The organism is Duganella sp. OV510 (assembly GCF_900100205.1).
Lineage (GTDB): Bacteria > Pseudomonadota > Gammaproteobacteria > Burkholderiales > Burkholderiaceae_D > Rugamonas.
Genome location: NZ_FNEQ01000007.1, coordinates 300,321 through 320,401 on the forward strand (window position 1 = coordinate 300,321; position 20,081 = coordinate 320,401).

General features: G+C 61.0%; 19 protein-coding genes. 9 read left to right on the forward strand and 10 right to left on the reverse strand.

Annotated elements, in window-relative coordinates:
- Nucleotides 1-10: 10 nt before the first annotated feature.
- Nucleotides 11-898: a helix-turn-helix domain-containing protein gene (locus BLS51_RS19720; RefSeq protein WP_229207648.1), complete on the forward strand. Its 888-nt coding sequence runs from the start codon at nt 11-13 to the stop codon at nt 896-898.
- Here BLS51_RS19720 and BLS51_RS19725 read toward each other — a convergent pair.
- Nucleotides 895-2,772, reverse strand: a complete 1,878-nt coding sequence (locus BLS51_RS19725) for a PD40 domain-containing protein (protein ID WP_090186967.1) — start codon at nt 2,770-2,772, stop codon at nt 895-897. The genes BLS51_RS19720 and BLS51_RS19725 overlap by 4 nt on opposite strands.
- Before the next feature lie 195 nt (nt 2,773-2,967).
- Here BLS51_RS19725 and BLS51_RS30535 point away from each other — a divergent pair, with 195 nt between their 5' ends.
- From BLS51_RS30535 to BLS51_RS19740, 3 genes are read left to right on the forward strand one after another with little or no spacing between them, the layout of a single operon-like run.
- Entirely contained in the window at nt 2,968-4,533 is a 1,566-nt protein-coding gene (locus BLS51_RS30535) for a methyl-accepting chemotaxis protein (RefSeq protein ID WP_090186970.1), read from the forward strand.
- On the forward strand, nt 4,530-5,762 hold the full coding sequence (locus tag BLS51_RS19735) for an MFS transporter (protein WP_229207649.1): 1,233 nt from the start codon (nt 4,530-4,532) through the stop codon (nt 5,760-5,762). Before BLS51_RS30535 ends, BLS51_RS19735 begins: the two co-directional genes overlap by 4 nt.
- On the forward strand, nt 5,759-6,910 hold the full coding sequence (locus BLS51_RS19740) for a lactonase family protein (protein ID WP_090186973.1): 1,152 nt from the start codon (nt 5,759-5,761) through the stop codon (nt 6,908-6,910). The genes BLS51_RS19735 and BLS51_RS19740 overlap by 4 nt, the downstream gene beginning before the upstream one ends.
- Here BLS51_RS19740 and BLS51_RS29760 read toward each other — a convergent pair.
- The 6 genes from BLS51_RS29760 to rplM form a co-directional block, all read right to left on the reverse strand.
- Nucleotides 6,882-7,031: a hypothetical protein gene (locus BLS51_RS29760; RefSeq protein ID WP_175472632.1), complete on the reverse strand. Its 150-nt coding sequence runs from the start codon at nt 7,029-7,031 to the stop codon at nt 6,882-6,884. The genes BLS51_RS19740 and BLS51_RS29760 overlap by 29 nt on opposite strands.
- Before the next feature lie 8 nt (nt 7,032-7,039).
- Nucleotides 7,040-7,249, reverse strand: coding sequence for a metal-sensing transcriptional repressor (locus BLS51_RS30460; RefSeq protein ID WP_307188159.1), 210 nt, complete (start codon nt 7,247-7,249; stop codon nt 7,040-7,042).
- A gap of 27 nt (nt 7,250-7,276) precedes the next feature.
- A complete protein-coding gene (erpA, locus tag BLS51_RS19745; RefSeq protein WP_090186976.1) occupies nt 7,277-7,627 on the reverse strand; it encodes an iron-sulfur cluster insertion protein ErpA in 351 nt (116 codons plus the stop codon).
- Between the two features lie 111 nt (nt 7,628-7,738).
- Nucleotides 7,739-8,776 carry an N-acetyl-gamma-glutamyl-phosphate reductase gene (argC, locus tag BLS51_RS19750; RefSeq protein ID WP_090186980.1) on the reverse strand — a complete coding sequence of 346 codons (1,038 nt, stop codon included), beginning with the start codon at nt 8,774-8,776 and terminating at the stop codon, nt 7,739-7,741.
- Nucleotides 8,777-8,930: 154 nt separating this feature from the next.
- On the reverse strand, nt 8,931-9,323 hold the full coding sequence (gene rpsI, locus BLS51_RS19755; protein ID WP_072789011.1) for a 30S ribosomal protein S9: 393 nt from the start codon (nt 9,321-9,323) through the stop codon (nt 8,931-8,933).
- 9 nt (nt 9,324-9,332) lie between these two features.
- Nucleotides 9,333-9,761, reverse strand: a complete 429-nt coding sequence (rplM, locus tag BLS51_RS19760; RefSeq protein ID WP_056157909.1) for a 50S ribosomal protein L13 — start codon at nt 9,759-9,761, stop codon at nt 9,333-9,335.
- 221 nt (nt 9,762-9,982) lie between these two features.
- Here rplM and BLS51_RS19765 point away from each other — a divergent pair, with 221 nt between their 5' ends.
- Nucleotides 9,983-10,408, forward strand: a complete 426-nt coding sequence (locus tag BLS51_RS19765; protein ID WP_090186983.1) for an OsmC family protein — start codon at nt 9,983-9,985, stop codon at nt 10,406-10,408.
- 11 nt (nt 10,409-10,419) lie between these two features.
- On the opposite strand, the gene coq7 is transcribed toward BLS51_RS19765, so the two are convergent.
- Nucleotides 10,420-11,061 (reverse strand): 2-polyprenyl-3-methyl-6-methoxy-1,4-benzoquinone monooxygenase, encoded by a 642-nt coding sequence (coq7, locus tag BLS51_RS19770; RefSeq protein ID WP_090186986.1) that lies wholly within the window; start codon nt 11,059-11,061, stop codon nt 10,420-10,422.
- A 51-nt stretch (nt 11,062-11,112) separates the two neighbouring features.
- On the reverse strand, nt 11,113-11,547 hold the full coding sequence (locus tag BLS51_RS19775) for a hypothetical protein (protein WP_090186990.1): 435 nt from the start codon (nt 11,545-11,547) through the stop codon (nt 11,113-11,115).
- Nucleotides 11,548-11,658: 111 nt separating this feature from the next.
- Between BLS51_RS19775 and BLS51_RS19780 the strand changes: the two genes are divergently transcribed.
- The 4 genes from BLS51_RS19780 to BLS51_RS19795 all read left to right on the forward strand — a co-directional run bounded on the left by BLS51_RS19780 (nt 11,659) and on the right by BLS51_RS19795 (nt 18,293).
- On the forward strand, nt 11,659-12,438 hold the full coding sequence (locus tag BLS51_RS19780) for an ABC transporter ATP-binding protein (protein ID WP_090186993.1): 780 nt from the start codon (nt 11,659-11,661) through the stop codon (nt 12,436-12,438).
- Nucleotides 12,439-12,441: 3 nt separating this feature from the next.
- Nucleotides 12,442-13,638 (forward strand): ABC transporter permease, encoded by a 1,197-nt coding sequence (locus BLS51_RS19785; RefSeq protein ID WP_090186997.1) that lies wholly within the window; start codon nt 12,442-12,444, stop codon nt 13,636-13,638.
- A 167-nt stretch (nt 13,639-13,805) separates the two neighbouring features.
- Nucleotides 13,806-14,699 (forward strand): ABC transporter ATP-binding protein, encoded by an 894-nt coding sequence (locus BLS51_RS19790; RefSeq protein ID WP_090187001.1) that lies wholly within the window; start codon nt 13,806-13,808, stop codon nt 14,697-14,699.
- A gap of 9 nt (nt 14,700-14,708) precedes the next feature.
- The gene (locus tag BLS51_RS19795; RefSeq protein WP_090187004.1) at nt 14,709-18,293 is read left to right on the forward strand and encodes an ABC transporter permease/M1 family aminopeptidase; all 3,585 of its coding nucleotides are present in this window, start codon (nt 14,709-14,711) and stop codon (nt 18,291-18,293) included.
- Between the two features lie 89 nt (nt 18,294-18,382).
- Here the strand turns inward: BLS51_RS19795 and BLS51_RS19800 are convergent, their stop codons facing one another.
- A complete protein-coding gene (locus tag BLS51_RS19800) occupies nt 18,383-19,963 on the reverse strand; it encodes a methyl-accepting chemotaxis protein (RefSeq protein WP_090187007.1) in 1,581 nt (526 codons plus the stop codon).
- Nucleotides 19,964-20,081: the final 118 nt, after the last annotated feature.

Below are 20,081 nucleotides of genomic sequence, written 5' to 3' on the forward strand. Positions count from 1 at the left end.
CGAGACGGCGATGATGACCAAGATAGAAGGCGCGCTGACGCCGATTCCAAGGCTACGGCTGTACGTGGAACGCCACCAGGCCGAAAGCTGGTTTGTCCATGTCGGCCACGTCGCCAACCGCGGCCGCTGGAAAATCGAACCGCACACCCATCCCGAATACGGTCAGCTGATCTTCGTGCGCGAAGGCCGTGGTGTGGTCGAACTGGAAGGCACCACCGCGCCTTTCTCCGGGCCCTGCGCCCTGTTGCTGCCAACCGAATGCGTGCACGGCCTTGACTACGAGGTAGACCAGGACCGCTGGGTGGTGACCATCGAAGTCAGCTACCTGGCGCAGATCAACGCCAAGCTGCCGGAGTTCACGCAGCTGTGGTCCGGGCCACGCATCATTCCGCTGTCCTACACACCGGAAGTCGAGCGCGAGTCTTATCAATTGATACGCCGGCTGGAACAGGAAATGCTGGCCAGCGCCGTCGGCCGCGCCGCCGCGCTGGAAGCGCTGCTGACCATGCTGCTGCTAACGCTGATCCGCGCCATGCCCACCGGCCAGTTCGAGCACGAAGGCGCCAATCCGGCCAATGTGCGCCAGGCGGAACGCTTCCGTGATCTGGTCAACCAATACTATGGAAAGAATTTGCGATTGCAGGAATATGCGTCGATGATGGCAGTGTCGGTGGCCCAGTTGCGTGCCGCCTGCTCCACCGCACTGGGACAGAGCCCTACCAAGCTGATTCACTCGCGCATCGTCACCGAGGCCAAGCGCAGCCTGATCTTCAGCGACCTGCCGGTGGAGCAGATCGCCTTCCGGCTGGGCTTCGACGACGCGGCGTATTTCACACGCTTCTTCCGCCGCGAAGTCGGGCAAACGCCCAGCCAGTTCCGTACCACGTCGAAGAATTAATTCGACGGCAGGTACAGAGGCATCGAATCTTCCCAGCGGCTGTCGGTCAGCATGCGCTTGTTGCTGCCGTCGGCATTCATCACGTAGATCTGGCCGTACTGCTGGAAGGTCTGCTCGTACAGCGCCGCCTCGTCGCGGAAGCCGTGCTGCGAACCGCTCCACATGATGCGGCCATCGGCTGCCCACACGGCGTGGCCATCGCTGGATTCGTGGTCAGTGGCGCGGAACAAATCGCTGCCGTCCGGACGGATGGTGTAGACATCGTAGTTGCCATCATCGCGGCGGCGTGTGAAGACGATGCGCTGGCCGTCCGGCGACCAGCCCGGCAGATTGTCGATACCGTTGGTCAGCACGCGGGTCTTGCGCGTCTCCAGATTGAGGATGCGCAGGCCCTTCTCTTGTGCGCTCCAGACGCGGAACACGATTTCCTTGCCGTCCGCCGAGTAGCTCGGGAAGCCGGAGTGCAGCTTGCCATCGGTCAGTTGCTCCAGGTCGCTGCCATCGCGGCGCACGCGCCAGATGCCGGCGGTCATGGTGTTACGCTCGGCGAACCAGTAACCGAGGCCGAAGGTGATCCATTCGCCATCCGGCGACCAGCATGGCTGGAAGGCGCCAGCGAGCCCCATGCGCACCTTGGCTTCATCGAGACCACGACCGCTGGATTCGAATACCTTGCGCTTGTCCGAACCGTCCGGGCGCATGATCCAGATCGAGCTGTTGCCAAGCTGCTTGTCGGTGTAGACGATCCAGCCGTCGCGCGACATCAGCGGGTAGACGTCAACGTGGCGGTAGTCATATGCCGGATCCCAGCTGAACAGAGGCTTCATCAGCGGGCGCACCGGCTTGAACGCCACCTTCTCGTAGATGACCGACTTGCCCTCGGCCGACCAGCTTGGCGAGCGTATGAAGGGCTGCTTTACTGGCGGGCGGTTCGACGTATACGCCAGGCCTTCGTTCGGGCCGTACTTGATCAGGTAGCCGATTTCGCTATTGCTGAGGTATTGCGGTTGCAGCTTGAGGTCAGTGCCGCTGGTGTGTTCGACGCGGTCCTTGCCGGTGGCGGCATCGACCGACACGATCTGCGAATACGCCTTGCCGATGTAGTTCGGACGACGTGCACCCCAGGTGGCTTCCACCGTCATCTCGTAAAACACGATGCGCTTGCCATCCGGCGACCATTGCGGTGAGCCGAGGCAGTAGCCCTTCTTCGCCACCACCTGGCGGAAACCGCTGCCATCCGGGCGGATGATGTAGATCGCCAGTTCCTGCGTGTGTTCCCAGCCCTGGCCCTTATCGTGCCCGGTCCATTCGGTATCGCGGTCACTGGACAGCGCGATCCATTTGCCATCCGGCGACCACGATGGGCGGAAGTAGCAATCCGGCTTGCCATCCTTGCCTTTGACGTTGCCGATGCCGGTGATCTGCTTCACTTTGCCGCTGGCCATGTCGCGCACCCAAATATTGGCCCGGTAGCCATTGGCGGTGGAGACGAAGGCCAGTGTTTTGCCATCCGGTGACAGCACGCCGGCGTCTTCCATGGAATCGGTGTTGACCAGCACTTCGGCGCCGCTGCCGTCGGCGCGGGCGCGATAGATGTCGGACTGGCCGTCAGCGCGGCGTTCGGAAGTGAACAGCAGCCACTTGCCATCCGGGGAGCGGCTGGCGTTGTAGTCGAAGGTGGAATCGGCCAGCAGCTTGCGCTCGTTGCTGCCATCCAGGTTGGCGATGTAAAGCTCGGACACCGAAGGTGCGATGCGGTTCATCAGCATCACGCCTTTTTTCTTCACTTCCGCCGCCTTGGCGACCACGGCCAGCGGCAACTGCGCTGCGACGGCGGCCGTGCCAAACAGGCGAAGGACTTTTCTGCGATCCATGTGTGCTCCTAGTAGTTGTTGTGTGACCGGACACAACGCCGGCCATGACACACAGTATGGCCACCGAGGCGGGCCCTGTCCTTAAACAAAAGTGAAAATCGCTGGTACTTTTTTACGGTCGCAGGCGTTAAAAAGTACCGGTGAATGTCATTTTTGTACAGAGACGCAAATATAGCCTTCCACTATTCTCGCTTCATGAGACAACTTTCCTATAAAGGCGTCGGCATTGCACGGCGCCTGCATCTGGTATGCGGTGCGCTGTCGCTGGCGTTTGCTGGCGTGGCTGTCTTCGCCTATTTCAATTTAAACCACGTTATCGAGCTGGCACGTCAGACCGACAGCCTGCGCGTGCCGCAGTTGCAGCGCGTGTCCACCACGGAACTGGAGGTGACGCGCGTGCTGCTGCTGCTGCGCCAGTCCATCCTCGCGCGCAACGAGAAGGAATTGAGGCGGCAACTGGTTGGCATCGGCGACAAGCGCCAGCAAATCACCGCCGCCATGCAAGCGTATCAGCAAAACCTGCTGACCGACGAGGAACGGGCGCGCTTCGCCAAGGTGCCGCAGTTGCTGGAGACTTTTTGGGCCGTGGCCGCCGAGGATACGCGGCTGATCCAGGGCGGCCAGAAAGAGGAAGCACTGGCCTTCCTGATGGATAAGACCGTGCCTGCCCGCACCGAGCTGCTGGCAGCGCTGCGCGATGCCGTCAAACTTCAGGGCAGCAGCTTGCACGATGAATTGGGCGAGGTGGTGGTCGAAGCGCAGCGTACGCTCAATGTTTTATTGACACTGACCGGCGTGTCGATCATCGGCCTGGCATTGTTGTCCTGGTATGTGGCGGCGGTGCTGGGCCGGCGCGTGGCCGCCTCAAGAGCCGTCGCCGAGCGTGTCCGCGATGGCGACCTGACCATCGCGGTACGCGATGATGCGCGCGACGAGTTCTCGCCGCTGCTGGCTGCGCTGAACGACATGCAAGGATCGCTGACGCGAGTAGTGTCGGATGTGCGCAGCAACTCGGAAAACGTGGCCAGCGCCAGCGCCGATATCGCACAAGGCAGCCAGGCGCTCAGCGAACGCACCGAGCAGCAGGCCAGCGCATTGCAGCAAACCGCCGCCACCATGGAGCAATTGGGCACGACAGTGCGCACCAATGCGGACAGCGCGGCCCAGGCCAGGCAGCTCGCGCTGGGCGCATCCTCGGTGGCGGCGCGCGGCGGCGCGGTGGTCGACCAGGTCATCGCGACCATGAAGGGCATCCAGCAGAGCTCCGCACGCATTGCCGACATTATCGGCGTCATCGATGGCATCGCCTTCCAGACCAATATCCTGGCGCTGAATGCGGCGGTAGAAGCAGCGCGCGCAGGTGAACAGGGACGTGGCTTTGCGGTGGTCGCCAACGAGGTGCGCAACCTGGCGCAGCGCAGCGCCACTGCCGCACACGAAATCAAGGAACTTATCAACGCCAGCGTGGCGCAGACCAGCGAGGGCAGCGCGCTGGTGGGTGAAGCCGGTGCGACGATGGAGGAAATTGTTGCTGCCATCGGCCGCGTGGCGGATATCATCACCGAAATCAGCGCGGCCAGCGATGAGCAGAGCAGCAGCGTCGGCCAGATCGGCCAGGCAGTGGCGCAGATGGACCGCGTGACGCAGCAGAACGCAGCGCTGGTGGATGAAAGCGCCGAAGCAGCCGCGCAGTTGAAAGGTCAGGCGGCACAGCTGGTGCTGGCGGTGGCGGTGTTCAAGCAAGGTGCGGAGATTCTGTGAGCACACAGCTGGCCGCCGCCATGCGGCACTATCTCGTCGCGCGCTTTCTTGGCGTGATGGGCAATAACATCATCGCGGTGGCGCTGGGCTGGCAGATGTATGAGTTGACCTCCAGCGGCTGGTATCTCGGCCTGGTCGGGCTGGTGCAGTTCGTGCCGGCGCTGCTGCTGACGGTGCCGGCCGGGCTGCTGGTCGATTCTGCCGACCGGCGCGTGGTGTTTGCCATCAGCCTGGCCTTGCAGGGCGTGGCGTCGGCGATGCTGGCGTGGGGCAGTCATGCCGGCTGGGCCGGGCCGGGGGCGATCCTGCTGGTGTGCGTGTTGATTGGTGTGGCGCGCTCCTTGCAACTGCCAGCGCAGCAGGCGCTGATACCGGCGCTGGTGCCTGCTTCGGGATTGCCGCAGGCCTTGGCGCTCAATGCGTCGGTCAACAAGCTGGCGATGATCAGCGGGCCGGCGCTGGGTGGTTTTCTGTACGCAGGTGGCGCGGCGCTGGTGTACGGAGTTTGCGCCGTGGCGTTTCTCCTCTCCGCCGTGATGGCGATGCTGATCGCGACACCCGCCGTTGTGCGTATGCGCGAGCGCGTCACGTTGGGCGCGATGTTTGCCGGCATCGGCTTTATTCGCAAAAATCCAGTGATACTGGGCGCGATGTCGCTCGATATGTTCGCCACACTGCTTGGCGGCGGCATGCCGTTGTTGCCGATGTTTGCCAAGGATATCCTGCACACTGGTGCCTGGGGACTGGGACTGCTGCGCGCCGCACCGGCGATCGGCGGCCTGCTGATGACGGCGCTGATGACACGCTGGCCGCTGGAACACAAGATCGGCCAGCGCATGTATGGCGCGGTGTTTGCGTATGGGTTGATCTCGATAGCCTTCGCGTTCTGCACCAATCTGCTTGCGTCCTTGCTGGTGCTGGCCTTGCTGGGCGCCGCCGATGTGGTCAGCACGGTGCTGCGGCATTCGGTGGTGCAGATCGAAACCGATGATGGCTTGCGTGGACGCGTCGGCGCGGTGCATGCCACCAGCATCGCGGCCAGCAATCAGCTTGGCCAGTTTCGCGCCGGTGTGGCGGCGGAGTGGCTAGGCCCTGTTGGCGCACTATTGGCCGGCGGGGTGGCGACGCTGCTGATTGCCGCTTGGTGGACCCGCTTATTTCCCGATCTGCTGCACCGTGACCGGCTGTTCCGGCCTACAATTCCCGTTCACATTGGAGCGAAACAATGAAGCATGGTCTGGCTGCTGTTTGGATGATCTTCTCCGCCGGGCTGGCGCAGGCGGATCTTGTCTATGTGGGCTCACAGGGCACCCAACTGCGCGCGCTGCGCTTTGATGCGGACAGTGGCAAGCTTGGTGCTGTCGGCGTAGTGGCGGAGGGCTTGCGGCCAACATGGACGGTCGCACATCCGCAGTTGCCGGTGCTGTATGCGGTGGATGACAACAGCGCGCGACCGGGCAGCGTGACGGCTTTTGCGATTGACCGCAGCAGCGGCGCGCTACGCAAGCTAAATGAGGCGCCCACCGGCGGCAATGGCGCGACCTATCTGTGGCTGGATGCGCCATCGCGCACGCTGCTGGCGGCAAACTTTGGCGCTGGCTCGGCTGCGAGCATTGCCGTGCATGCGGATGGCAGCCTGGGCGAACTGGTGTCTACCATCAAGGCCAGCGGCTCGGGCCCGCATCGTCGCCAGGCCAGTCCACATGCGCACAGCGCTGCCGTCGATCCATCCGGCCGCTACGCCCTCGTACCCGACCTCGGCGCCGACCGCGTATTCATCTACGCCTTCGACCGCACAACACATGCGCTATCGCCGCTGCCACAGGCCGCCCATGTGTTCCCGACCGCACCATCGGTGGCCGGCGGCGACACCAGCCGCGCTTATGTCGCGCCACCGGGCAGCGGGCCGCGTCATCTGGTATTCAGTGCTGATGGCCGCTTTGTCTGGCTGCTTAACGAACTGACGGCCGAAGTGACGGCGCTGCGCTGGGATGCGCAGCAAGGCCTGCTGACACCAGTGCAAACGCTGCCCACCAGCAGCGGCAACTTCACCGGCGTCCGCAGCGGCGCCGAAATCCTGCTGAGTCCTGATGGCCGCTTTGTGTACGTGGAAGATCGCGGCGAACGCTCACTGGTGGTTTATCGCGTCAACGCCGCAAGCGGAGAGCTTAGCCCCGTGCAGCGCATCGCCTCTGGTGGCGAGACGCCATGGGGAATGGCGATCCATCCATCCGGCCGCTGGCTGCTGGTCGCCCATCAACGCAGCGGCACGGTGAACGTCTTCCGTATCGATCCGGCGACAGGCCTGCTGACCGATACTGGCGAGGCAGCCGAAACGCCAACACCTGTCAGCCTGACGTTTGTGGCTGATAATTGACTTCAATCAAGTCCGTGATCCTGGTCCCGTCGTTGACGGCGGTAATCCACATCACCAGCCGGGTGCCGCGCTCGGCGGCCTGCTTGCCATGGTCAAACACGTGATCGTGAGCGAGATGCATGGCCGACCTCATTTCAGACAGGTGCGCACGACGGCCACCAGTTCTTCGACCGCATCCTCATGTTCTTGCGCGCTGACGTCCGGATGGGCAACGTGTTCCTTGATGTGGTCCTCGATCAGCTCCGCCATCAGCCCGTTGGTGGCGCCACGGGCAGGCGACCAATTGCAGGATCTCGGCGCAGCCGCTCCCCCCAGGTAAAAAAAAACGGCGACCCGCAGGCCGCCGTTTCCGGGGAAATCTGAAGCTTAAACCGAGAACGACGAACCGCAGCCGCAGGTCGAGGTGGCAGTCGGATTCTTGATGACGAACTGCGCGCCTTCCAGGTCGTCCTTGTAGTCGATCTCTGCGCCCACCAGGTACTGGTAGCTCATCGAGTCGATCAACAGCTGGACGCCGTTCTTGACCATGGTGGTGTCGTCTTCGTTGACGATTTCATCGAAGGTAAAGCCGTACTGGAAGCCGGAGCAGCCGCCACCCTGCACGAATACGCGCAGTTTCAGGTCGGGATTGCCTTCTTCTTCGATCAGTTGGGCCACTTTTTCAGCAGCGCTATCGGTGAAGATGATAGGCGCTGGCATTTCAGCAACAGCATTCATTTCTTACTCCTACGAGAAAAACTAATTAGGGCCATTATAGACCTTGGGCGATTTTCCTGCTCCGCCCAGCTTCAAATTTGATGATAAAGCGCACAAAATCAAGGCGCTAGATCAAGGCAGCAGCGCAATTTGCGTCAAACCGGTGGTTTCTTCCAGGCCAAACATCAGGTTCATGCACTGTACCGCCTGGCCGGACGCGCCCTTGACCAGGTTGTCCTGCACCACCAGCACGATGACGGTGTTGCCGTTGTCCGGACGGTGCAACGCCAGGCGCAGCATGTTGGAACCACGGGTCGAACGGGTTTCAGGATGCGAGCCAAACGGCATCACGTCAACGAAAGCGCTGTCCTTGTATTGCTCTTCGAACAATTGCTGCAGCTCTTCGTTGCTGACGTCCTTGGTCAGGCGCGCGTACAGCGTCGAATGCATGCCACGGATCATCGGCACCAGGTGCGGCGTGAAGACCAGGCTGACTTTGTCCGAGGTGAAGCGTTGCAACTGGGCCGAGGTTTCCGGCGTATGACGGTGGCCGGCGACGCCGTAGGCCTTGAAGTTGTCCGACGATTCCGAGAACAGCGTGCCGATTTCCGCCTTGCGGCCGGCGCCCGATACGCCCGACTTGCAGTCGGCGATCAGCGAGCCGGCATCGACCACGCCGGCTTTCAGCAGCGGGTAGTAGCCCAGCTGCATGGTGGTTGGGTAGCAGCCTGGATTGGCGACCAGCTTGGCTTGCTTGATGTCTTCGCGGTTCAGTTCGGCCAGGCCGTAGGCTGCCTGTTCCAGCAGGTCCGGGCAGGTGTGCTCGATCTTGTACCATTTTTCGAAGACAGCCTTCTCTTTGATGCGGAAATCGGCCGCCAGGTCGATGACCTTGACGCCGGCTTTCAGCAGCTCGGGCGCCTGCGCCATGGCAACGCCGTGCGGGGTGGCGAAGAACACCACGTCGCACTTGCTCAGGTCGGCGTTTTCCGGCGACGAGAATTTGAGGTTCACGCGGCCACGCAGCGAAGGGAACATATCAGCGACTGGCAAGCCGTCCTCTTTGCGCGAGGTGATTGCCGTCAGTTCCACATCCGGGTGGACTGCCAACAAACGCAGCAGTTCTACCCCGGTATATCCGGTGCCGCCGACGATGCCAACTTTGATCATTGTTTTTCCTTAAAAGTGCGTGGAGAAGAGTGAGTCATTTTATCAGCCATGCGCTACCGCTGCATGACAGTACCAAATAGCAAAAAAGCCGCCCGGCATGGAGCCGGCGGCTTTTTCGGAGATGCGCCGCAAGCAGCGCACCACAGCGTAAAAATTAACGCTTCGAGAATTGTTTTGCGCGACGTGCTTTGCGCAGACCAACTTTTTTACGTTCAACTTCACGTGCATCGCGGGTTACGAAGCCAGCGCGTGCCAGGTCACCTTTCAGGCCCGAATCGTAGTCGATCAGAGCGCGGGTGATGCCGTGACGAACTGCACCTGCCTGGCCGGACTCGCCGCCGCCGTGGACGTTGACTTTGATGTCGAAACGTTCAACGTTGCCGGTCAGTTCCAGTGGTTGACGAATAACCATCAGGCCGGTTTCGCGCGAGAAGTATTCCGACGCTGGCTTGCCGTTGACGATGATTTGGCCAGTGCCAACTTTGATGAACACACGAGCTACTGCACTCTTGCGACGGCCGGTGCCGTAATTGTAGTTACCGATCATGTCAGTTCCTTAGATTTCGAGTGCTTTAGGTTGCTGGGCAGCGTGCGGGTGCGAACCTTCGGCGTACACTTTCAGCTTCTTGATCATTGCGTAGCCCAGTGGGCCTTTTGGCAGCATGCCCTTGACGGCTTTTTCCAGAGCGCGACCTGGGAAACGCTGTTGCATTTTCAGGAAGTTGGTCTCATAGATGCCACCTGGGTAGCCCGAGTGACGGTAGTAGGTCTTCTCGGTTGCTTTGGTGCCGGTCACGCGCAGTTTGCCTGCGTTGATGATGACGATGAAATCGCCGGTATCGACGTGAGGAGTGAACTCAGGCTTGTGTTTGCCGCGCAGTCGGAGTGCCACTTCGCTGGCAACACGTCCGAGGACTTTGTCCGTCGCGTCAATCACGAACCAGTCGCGCTGGACTTCATGTCCTTTAGCGGAAAAAGTTTTCATGTGATGACTTTCTTAATAAGAAATTACCGCTCAAATGGTGGTTCCGCTAAAGCTACAGCGGACTCGGCCTTTTTATTTACTTTCCTGAGCGAATGGAAAGCCGACAATCATAACCGCTTGAAGGTACTGCCGTCAAGCCCGATATGGCTTGCAAGCCGCGCAAACACAGGGTTTGCGCCGTCCATTACAATATGGACAAAGTTTTTAACTCGGAGAGTGTGATGGAATGCAAAGTTAGCTGGAATGGCCCGTCGGGCATGAGTTTCCTGGCCCAGACCGGCTCCGGCCACCTGGTGACGATGGATGGCGCACCGGAAGGCGGCGGCCAAAACCTGGCGCCGCGTCCGATGGAAATGGTATTGCTGGGCACCGGCGGCTGTACCGCCTACGATGTCGTGCTGATCCTGAAAAAAGGCCGCGCCGACATCCGTGGTTGCGAATGCGTGCTGAAAGCCGAACGCGCCGACACCGAGCCGAAAGTCTTCACCAAGATCAACTTCCACTTCGTCGTCACCGGCAAAGGCCTGAAGCCTGAACAAGTCGAACGCGCCATCACCCTGTCGCACGACAAATACTGCTCCGCCTCGATCATGCTGGGCAAAACCGCCGAAATCACCCACTCTTTCGACATCATCGAAGCCAACTAAAACTTCGGTTTTTAGATGTAGTAGGCGGTGCTGGTCATGACCTTGCCCATGGCCGACATCGCCGTCTGCACCGGTGCAGGCATTGCGGCGGCGCCGAGGCGTTGGGCGGCGGCGCCATGTTCGATTTCGTCGATGCGCATCTGGTCGACGATGGCGCGCGATTTGGCGTCCTGCGGCGGCAACTTGTCGAGGTGGCTTTCCAGGTGGGCTTCCACCTGGCGCTCGGTTTCCACCACAAAGCCCAGGCTGCGGGCGTCGCCCAGTACGGCAGCCACCGTGCCCAGCGCAAACGAACCAGCGTAGAACAGCGGATTCAGCACGCTGATGTGCGAACCCAGCTCTTCCAAGCGCTGCGCGGTCCACGCCAGGTGGTCTTCTTCCTCGCGGCTGGAATGCTCGAACTGATCGCGGATCGCCTGCGTGCGGGCAAAACGCGCCTGCGCGTTGTACAGCGCCTGCGCGCACACTTCGCCAACATGGTTGACGCGCATCAGGCCAGCCGCATGGCGGCGCTCGGCTTCACTCATTTCGGCATCAGCAGCATGCGTCCCCGGATTCGGTCGCGATGCCGAAGCCACGCCGGAAATAACCCGCAGCGCCTTGTCGGCGCCGGCAATGAATCGGTCCAGCGGAGTGTGATGATATGCAGCCATGAGCAAACTCGTGTGTTCAGATGGAAAATCCGATTATAAGGGAGCACGCCATTATTTCGCGTCTGCCTCCTCACGCAGTTGCCGCTGGCGCTCGATGTAGTCGGCCACCGGGCCGCGCACGTCGATCCTGGAAATGTCCTTGGCCACACCCAGATTCAGCCCCAGCAGGAAGGGGATGTTCTCCAGCGGCACCTCGTTACAGCAGTCGCCGAAAGCTTTCAGAAAACGCTTCGACTCGACCACATCCACCACCTTGCCACCGCTCATGTATTGCAGGATGCTGGTGATGCTGTGGCCCTTGCCGATGGTCTGGTAGATAAAGCGGTTGAACTCGCGGTCCAGCTGCTTGAAGTCCAGCGTGTCCTTGGTCATCAGGCTGGACAGGTAATACAGTCCCAGCGCCACGCGGAAGAAGCCGGTAGACTCATCGCGGTCGACGCCATGCTGCATCACCGACAGTATTTTTTCCTTGAGTTGAGGATTCATTTTTTCGCTACGCTCCCGAATACCACTATAGCAAGAGTTTCCCAGACCAGCCGCTTGCATGCCAGAATTTTTACATGCTACTCTTGAAACTTTCCAATTTGGGCAACAACAATGATCGAGGTAAGCAACCTGGCCAAGCGATTCCGCCTGCCCTCGCGCGGCAACAAGTCCGCCACGACGCGCGACCCGCGCGACCATGACGGCTGGTTTCACGCCGTGCGCGATGTCAGTTTCAGCTGTGCACCGGGCGAAGTGCTGGGCCTGCTCGGCCCCAACGGTGCCGGCAAGACCACCACCTTGCGCCTGCTCTCGACCGCCCTCAGGCCGGACGCCGGCAGCATCCGCGCCAACGGCGTCGACCTGCTGGCCAATCCGCTGGCGGCACGCCAGCACATCGGCTTTTTATCTGGCAGCACCGGCTTGTACGGCCGCCTGACCGCGCGCGAAAACATCGAATACTTCGGCCGCCTGCATGGCATGAGCACGGCCCATCTGAAGCGCCGCTGCGACGATCTGTTCGACCTGTTGCAAATGCACGAATTCGGCAACAAGCGCGCCGACCAGCTATCCACCGGCATGAAGCAGAAATGTGCCATCGCCCGCACCGTCGTGCACGAACCGCAAATCGTCATCCTCGACGAGCCGACCACCGGACTCGACGTGATGTCAGCCAAGATCCTGCTGGATTTTATCGCCAGCTACAAAGCCCTGCGCGTTCCGCTGATTTTCTCCACCCACCACCTGCACGAGGTGGAAAAGCTGTGCGACCGCGTCTGCATCATCAACCATGGCAAGACCGCCTTCCACGGCAGCATGGACCAGCTGCGCCACCTGGGCGGCAGCGCCGATTTGTATGACGCCTTTGTCGGCGTCGTCAGCCAAGGAGCATAAGCCATGTGGACCATCTACCTGAAAGAACTGCTGGAACTGGTGCGCGACCGCCGCACCTTCTTCTTCACCGTGTTCGTGCCGGTATTCGCCATGCCGCTGATCTTCACCGGCTTCGGCTTCCTGACCTCCAGTATGTTCAAGCAGGCCAGCACGGCCGACATGGCGTATGCGGTGTTCGGCAAGGAGCACGCGCCGCAGCTGGCCGAACGCCTGGCGCAGGAAAAAGGCTTCCATGAAATCGTGCTGGCCAGCCCGGACGAGATCAAGAGCGCCATCGCCGCCGAGCGCATCAAGTTCGCGCTGGTCATCCCGCCCGGCATGACGGAACAGCTGGCGCAACAGCAGCAAGGCGTGATCCAGCTGCACTACAACAGCGCCGCCACCATCGACCTGACGCGCAGGCGCGTGGCTACCATCCTCGCCGACCACAACAGCGAGCTGCGCGAACAGGCGCTGTCCGCACTGCGCCTCAACAAGCAGCAGCTGGCGTTTGCACTGGACCCGGTCAAGCTGGAAGAACACTCCACCGCCAACAAGCGCGAGCAGATGGGCGCCATCATCGGCGGCATGCTGCCCTACATCCTGCTGATGGTGTGCCTGATGGCAGCAATGTATCCGGCAATCGACACCGGCGCCGGCGAAAAGGAACGCGGCACGCTGGAAACCCTGCTGCTGGCGCCGGTATCGCGCACTGCCATCGTGCTGGCCAAGTTCCTGATGCTGTTCACCATCGGCCTGACCTCGGCGCTGCTGATGATCGTCAGCGTCGGCCTGCTGCTGCACTTCTTCGGCCAGGCCATCGGCGGCGACCTGGTGCTGATGGTGCGCGCCATCGGCCCCCTCGATCTGGCCATGGTGGCGCTGATGCTGGTGCCAACCGCCGCCATCTTTGCCGCCATCCTGCTGTCGATCTCGGTCTACGCCAAGAGCTACAAGGAAGCCACCGGCATGATCTCGCCGCTGATTATCGTCACCATCCTGCCGACGCTGGTGGCGCTGCTGCCCGGCGTCGAGCTGAACTGGCGCTGGGCGATGGTGCCGCTGACCAATGTGTCGCTGGCGATGAAGGAACTGGTCAAAGGCACGATGGACTACAGCATGTTTTCCGTGATACTACTGTCAACAACCGTCACTGCCGGCCTGCTGCTGGCCGTGTGCCGCTGGTGGTTCAACCGCGAACAGGTTTTGTTTAGAAATTGAATAAGTTGTCTATTCAACTATGCAAAGACGGTTACCGGCTGGTCCGCCAATTCTGCACTCTGGCGCAGCATTGTGCCGCCCATCGCAATGGCGCCCCCTCTGTGGATCAAATTCAATACAATGCCATCATGTGAAAAGTGGTTTGTCGTGCAGAATCAGGAGTTAGCATGGAATTAAGCATCAGCAATTTGTCCAAGACCTACGCCAATGGCGTGGTGGCACTGGACAATATCTCGCTCACCATCCCGACCGGGATGTTCGGCTTGCTCGGCCCTAACGGCGCCGGCAAGTCGACGCTGATGCGCACCCTGGCCACCTTGCAGGAATGCGATTCCGGCTCGGTGTTCTTCGGCGACCTCGACGTGCTGGACGAAAAGGATGACATCCGCCGCCTGCTGGGCTACCTGCCGCAGGATTTCGGCGTCTATCCGAAAGTCACCGCTTACGAGATGCTGGACCACTTTGCCGTATTGAAGGGCCTGAGCAACCGCCACCGCCGCCGCGAGGTAGTTGACGGCCTGTTGCAGCAAACCAATCTGTTCGAAGTGCGCCACCAGCGCCTCGGCGGTTTCTCCGGCGGCATGCGCCAGCGCTTCGGCATCGCCCAGGCGCTGCTGGGCGATCCGAAACTGATCATCGTCGACGAGCCGACCGCCGGCCTCGATCCGCAGGAACGCGTACGCTTCCACAACCTGCTGTCCGACATCGGCGAGGACAAGACCGTCATCCTGTCGACCCACATCGTCTCCGACGTGGCTGACCTGTGCGCCAACATGGCCATCATCAACAAGGGACATCTGCTGCTGTGCGGGCCGACGCAGGAACTGATCCACGAAGTCAGCGACAAGATCTGGGCGCGCTTCATCGACAAGCGCGACCTGCAATCGTTCCAGCTGCGCCATCCGGTGATTTCGTCGCGCCTGCTGTCCGGCCGCACGCTGATCCATGTGTATAGCGACACCGATCCGGGCGACGGCTTCGAGGAAGCCATCGGCGACCTGGAGGACGTCTACTTCGCCACCATCGCCGGCCGCCACCGCGCCGCGAACACCTGCGATTAAGGCCGCATCATGTTTGCCATCGCCCTCTTTGAAGCGCGCCAGCGCCTCAAGCTGCTGTCGACCTGGGTGTACTTCCTCGGTTTCCTGGCCCTGTCGATGCTGTGGATGGCTGCCGCCGGCGGCTTTTTCAAAGGCGCCTCGATCACCTTCGGCAGCCAGCTGATCGACTCGCCGCGCTCGCTGATGTTCACCACCAGCTTCCTCGGCTCGCTGGGCGTGATCGTCATCGCCGCCATGATGGGGCGCTCGGTGCAGCAGGATTTCGAGTACGACATGCAGCACTTCTTCTTTAGTGCGCCGATTCGCAAGCACCAGTACATCTTCGGCCGCTTCCTTGGCGCCTATCTTACGCTGGCGGTGATCTTCACCAGCATCCTGCTCGGTGCCTGGCTGGGCAGCTTCATTCCGGGCATCGATCCGGAGCGGCTGGCGCATGCCGGTGCGCTGGCCTACATCCTCCCCTACCTGATCGTCATCCTGCCGAACATCTTCATTTTCGGCGCCGTGTTCTTCATCCTGGCGGCGCTGACGCGGCGCATGCTGCCGGTGTACATCTCCAGCGTGGTCATGCTGATCGGCTACATGGTGGCGCCCGGCCTGGCGCGCGACCTCGACTACAAAACCTTTGCTGCGCTGATCGACCCGTTCGGCACCACCGCCGTCATCCGCGTTACCGAATACTGGCCCATCATCGAGCGCAACACGCGCATGTTCTACCCGGAAGGCGTGTACCTGCTGAACCGCGTGATCTGGGCCTCGGCCGCGTTGTCCGGCTTGCTGGTCGGCTACTGGCGCTTCCATTTCATCGCGAACCACGATAGCGGTCACAGCCGCAGCAGCAGTACCGGCGAGGGCGAATTGCCGCAACACCTGTCGCACACCTCGGCCAACACGCAGGAAAAACCCGACTTCCAGGCACGCAGCCTGGGCTGGCTGCTGCTCAAGATGAGCTGGCTCAACCTGCGCGAAACCACCAAGAACATCTACTTCCTGGTGATCGTGCTGGCCGGCGTGCTGATGATGTTTGCCTCGTCGCTGGACCTGGGCTCGATGTATGGCACCAATACCTATCCGGTTACCTATCAGGTGCTGGACGTGGTCAGCGAAACCTTCGCGCTGTTCATGATGGTGATCACCACCTTCTACGCGGGCGAGCTGATCTGGCGCGAACGCGAGGCGCGCATGGGCTTGATGCTGGATGCGCTGCCGATCCCAAGCTGGCTGCCGCTGCTGTCCAAGCTGTTCGCCCTGATCGGCCTGCAAGCACTGCTGATGCTGGTAGTGATGCTGACCGGCATGGCGGTGCAAGTGTTCCAGGGCTATTTCCTGCTGGAGCCGGGACTGTATCTGTACCACCTGTTCCTGTTGCAGATGCCCGGCTACGCTCTGACGGCAGTGCTGGCGATTGCGCTGCAAGTCATTATCAACCAGCGCTACATCGCCTACTTCGCGATGATCGTCTACTACATCATCAGCGTGACGGCTGGCACGGTGGGGCTGGAAAACCCGATGCTCATCTACGGCAATATGCCAAGCATCGTCTACTCGGCGATGAACGGTTATGGCCATTTCCTGGCGCGCGAGCGCTGGTATGAAGCGTACTGGGGCGGCGCGGCGCTGTTGCTGGTGGTGCTGTCGCTGCTGTTCTGGGCGCGCGGCAGCAACGACGGCTGGCGCCAGCGCTTGCAACTGGCGCGCCATGCGCTGACGCTGCCGGTGCTGAGCGCCATTGCGGCCGGGCTGCTGATCTTCGTCGGCGCCGGCAGCGTGCTGTTCTACAACCAGCATGTGGCCAACTGCTACAAATCGAATTATCACAAGGAAGCGGAAAAGGCCGACTACGAGCGCAAGTACAAGCAATACGCCGTGATTCCGCAGCCGCGCATCACCGATGTGAAGATGAATGTGGAAATCTGGCCGGAGCAGCGCACGCTGCTGGTCAAGGGCCGCTACCTGCTGCAAAACAAAGGCAAGGTGCCGATCAGCGACATCATCGTCACGCAGGACAATACGGTGGCGCAATACGGCGTGCGCTTCGGCCAGCAAGTGCGCGACGGCCTCAAGGATGGCGAGCTGGGCTTCTACACCTACAAGCTGAGCAAGCCGCTGGCGCCGGGCGAGCAGCTGAACATGGACTTCGAGCTGCGCTATGCGCCACAGGGTATCCTCGGCCTCGGCCGCGACACGCCGGTGATCGCCAACGGCACTTTCTTCAACAACGGCATCATGCCGCACATCGGCTACCAGCAGGACTGGGAACTGAGCGACGCGCGCGACCGCAAGAAGCACAGGCTGGCAGCGCGCGAACGCATGCTGCCGCGCGACGATCCGGCCGGCCTGGCCAACAACTTCGCCAGCAATGACGCCGACTGGATCACCTTTGACGCCACGGTCGGCACCAGCGGCGACCAGACCGCGATCGCGCCGGGCATGCTGGTCAAGGACTGGAGCAGCAAAGGCCGCCGCTACTTCCACTACAAGATGGAACAGCCGATGCTGAATATGTACGCCTTCCAGTCGGCGCGTTACCTGGTCAAGCGCGACTGGTGGCAGGATGTCGGCATCGAGCTGTACTACCATCCTGGCCATGAATACAATCTGGAGCGCATGGACAAGGGCATCAAGGAATCGCTGGACTACTACACCAACAACTTCGGGCCGTATCAGCACAAGCTGGTGCGGATTGTCGAATTCCCGCGCTACCAGCAGTTTGCGCAATCGTATCCGAACACGATACCGTATTCGGAATCGGTCGGCTTCATCGCCAAGGTCAACGACAAGAATCCAAAAGACATCGACTACCCGTTCTACATCACCGCGCACGAAGTGGCGCACCAATGGTGGGGACACCAGCTGGTCGGCGGCAACACGCGCGGCAGCACGGTGCTGAGCGAAACGCTGGCGGAATACTCGGCGCTGATGGTGATGAAGAAAAGCTTCGGCGCCAACAAAATGCGCCGTTTCCTGCACTACGATCTGGACCAGTACCTGTTCGGCCGCGCGCTGGAACGCAAAAAGGAGCTGCCGCTGGCGGAAAATGAAAACCAGAACTACATCCAGTACCGCAAGGGCAGCCTGGCGATGTACCAGTTGCAGGACATTCTGGGCGAAGCCAAGGTCAACGGCGCACTGAAGGAAATCCTGGTGGCATACGGCCGCAAGTCCGGTCCCTACCCGAGCGTGAATGTGCTGGTGGACGCGCTGCGCAAGGTCACGCCGGCTGACCAGGCCTATCTGATCGACGACCTGTTCAACCACATCGTGCTGTACGAAAACCACGCCACCTCGGCGACGGCGCGCAAGCTCAGCGACGGCAAATACGAAGTCAGCTTCACGGTCAGCGCCGCGAAAGTGCGCGCCGGCGAGCAAGGCGAAGAACAAGACACGCCGCTGCGCGACTGGATCGACATCGGCGTCGACGACAAGGAAGGCAACAGCCTGCTACGCGAGCGCAAGCTGATCGACCAGAAAGAGAACCGCTACACGGTGATCGTCAACGGCCGCCCAGCCAAAGCCGGCATCGATCCCGACAACAAACTAATCGACCGCAAGCCCGACGACAACATGATCAACGTCGAACTACAAACCCAATAAACTCCGGGGTCAGTTCTGCCAAACGTACACGGGCTCAACTGCTGCGCAGTTGAGCCCGTGTACGTTTGGCAGAACTGACCCCGGTTTTTTTAGGTGAGTTGCAGGCGCTGGGGCGCGCGGGGGGTGTGGCTGTCGTGCAGTTTGAAGACGGCGACGATGGCGGTCAGGGCGTCGGCCTGGTCGTGCAGCGAGGCGGCGGCAGCAGCGGCTTCTTCTACCAATGCGGCGTTTTGCTGCGTGACCTGGTCCATCTGGCCGATCGCCTGGTTGACCTGCTCGATGCCGCTGCTCTGCTCGTTCGTGGCGGAGGTGATCTCGCCCATGATGTCGGTCACGCGCTGGATGCTGTCCACCACTTCGGTCATCGTCGTGCCGGCCTGCGTGACCAGCATGCTGCCGGCGTCTACCTTGTCCAGCGAGTCGTCGATCAATACTTTGATTTCTTTCGCTGCGGCAGCCGAACGCTGCGCCAGGTTGCGCACTTCCGATGCCACCACGGCGAAGCCGCGGCCCTGCTCGCCCGCGCGCGCGGCTTCTACAGCGGCGTTCAGCGCCAGGATGTTGGTCTGGAAGGCGATGCCGTCGATGACGCTGATGATGTCGGCAATCTTGCGCGAGGAGCCATTGATCGCTTCCATCGTGCTGACCACTTCCGATACCACGCCACCGCCCCGCTGCGCCACTTCCGAGGCTTTCACCGCCAACTGGTTGGCCTGGCGCGCGTTGTCGGCGTTCTGCTTGACGGTCGCAGTCAGTTCTTCCATCGATGAGGCGGTTTCTTCCAGGCTTGATGCCTGCTCTTCGGTACGGCCGGACAGGTCCAGGTTGCCAGCGGCGATCTGGTTCGATGCGGTCGAGATGCTTTCCGTGCCATCGCGCACCTGGCTGACGATGTCGATCAGGCCGTCATTCATTTTTTGCAGCGATTGCAGCAGGCGGCCGGTTTCGTCCGTGCTGTCGACTTCGATATGCGAGGTCAGATCACGGTGCGCCACCGCTTCGGCGATCTGCACCGCCTGGCCCAGCGGCACGGTGATGCCGCGCGTCAGACGCCAGGCGCAGAAGACACCCAGCGCCAGCACCACCACGCCGAGGCCAGCCATGAAGCTGCGGTTGCTTTCGTATAGCGCGTCAATGCGCTGGGCCTGGTTGTCCATGTTCTTGCGCTGGTGTTCCAGCAAGGCGCTCAGGTTGCCGAGGTAGGCTTTGCCGGCCGGGGTGAAGCGCTGCTCCAGCTCCTCGGCCGCTTCATCCAGCTTGCCCTCTTTCTTCAATGCGACGATTTTGTCGCGCGATTCGCCATACAGCTTGCGGTAATCCTTGAGCTTTGCGTACAGCGTTTTTTCTTCGTCGCCATCGATCAGTTCCTCAACGCTTTTCTGCAGCTTGTTGATTTCAGCCACCGACTGCTTGGTGTCGTCGGCAAAATACGCGCCCAGCGACGGATCGGTACTCTTGGAAATCGCCGAGGTACGGCGCACGCTGGTGTGGATCAGGCGATACCAGTCGCTGATCATGCGTTCTTTTGCCAAGGGCTGTTGCATCATCTCGTTGGTCGCCACCGCGACCGAGTGCATGTGGCGGATGCCGATCACGGTCATCAGAATCATCAACGCCAATACCAAGCCAAAGCCCGCCGCCAGGCGCGTGCCAATTTTCAGATTTTTCATGAGTCCTAGTGCCTAAGAGGCAATGTTGGAAAATAAAGAGGTGTTGCAGCTATTGAAACCACAATGCGGGCTGCGGAAGTTCAATTGCCCAAAAGAATCAATAGTTTAGCACAGCAAC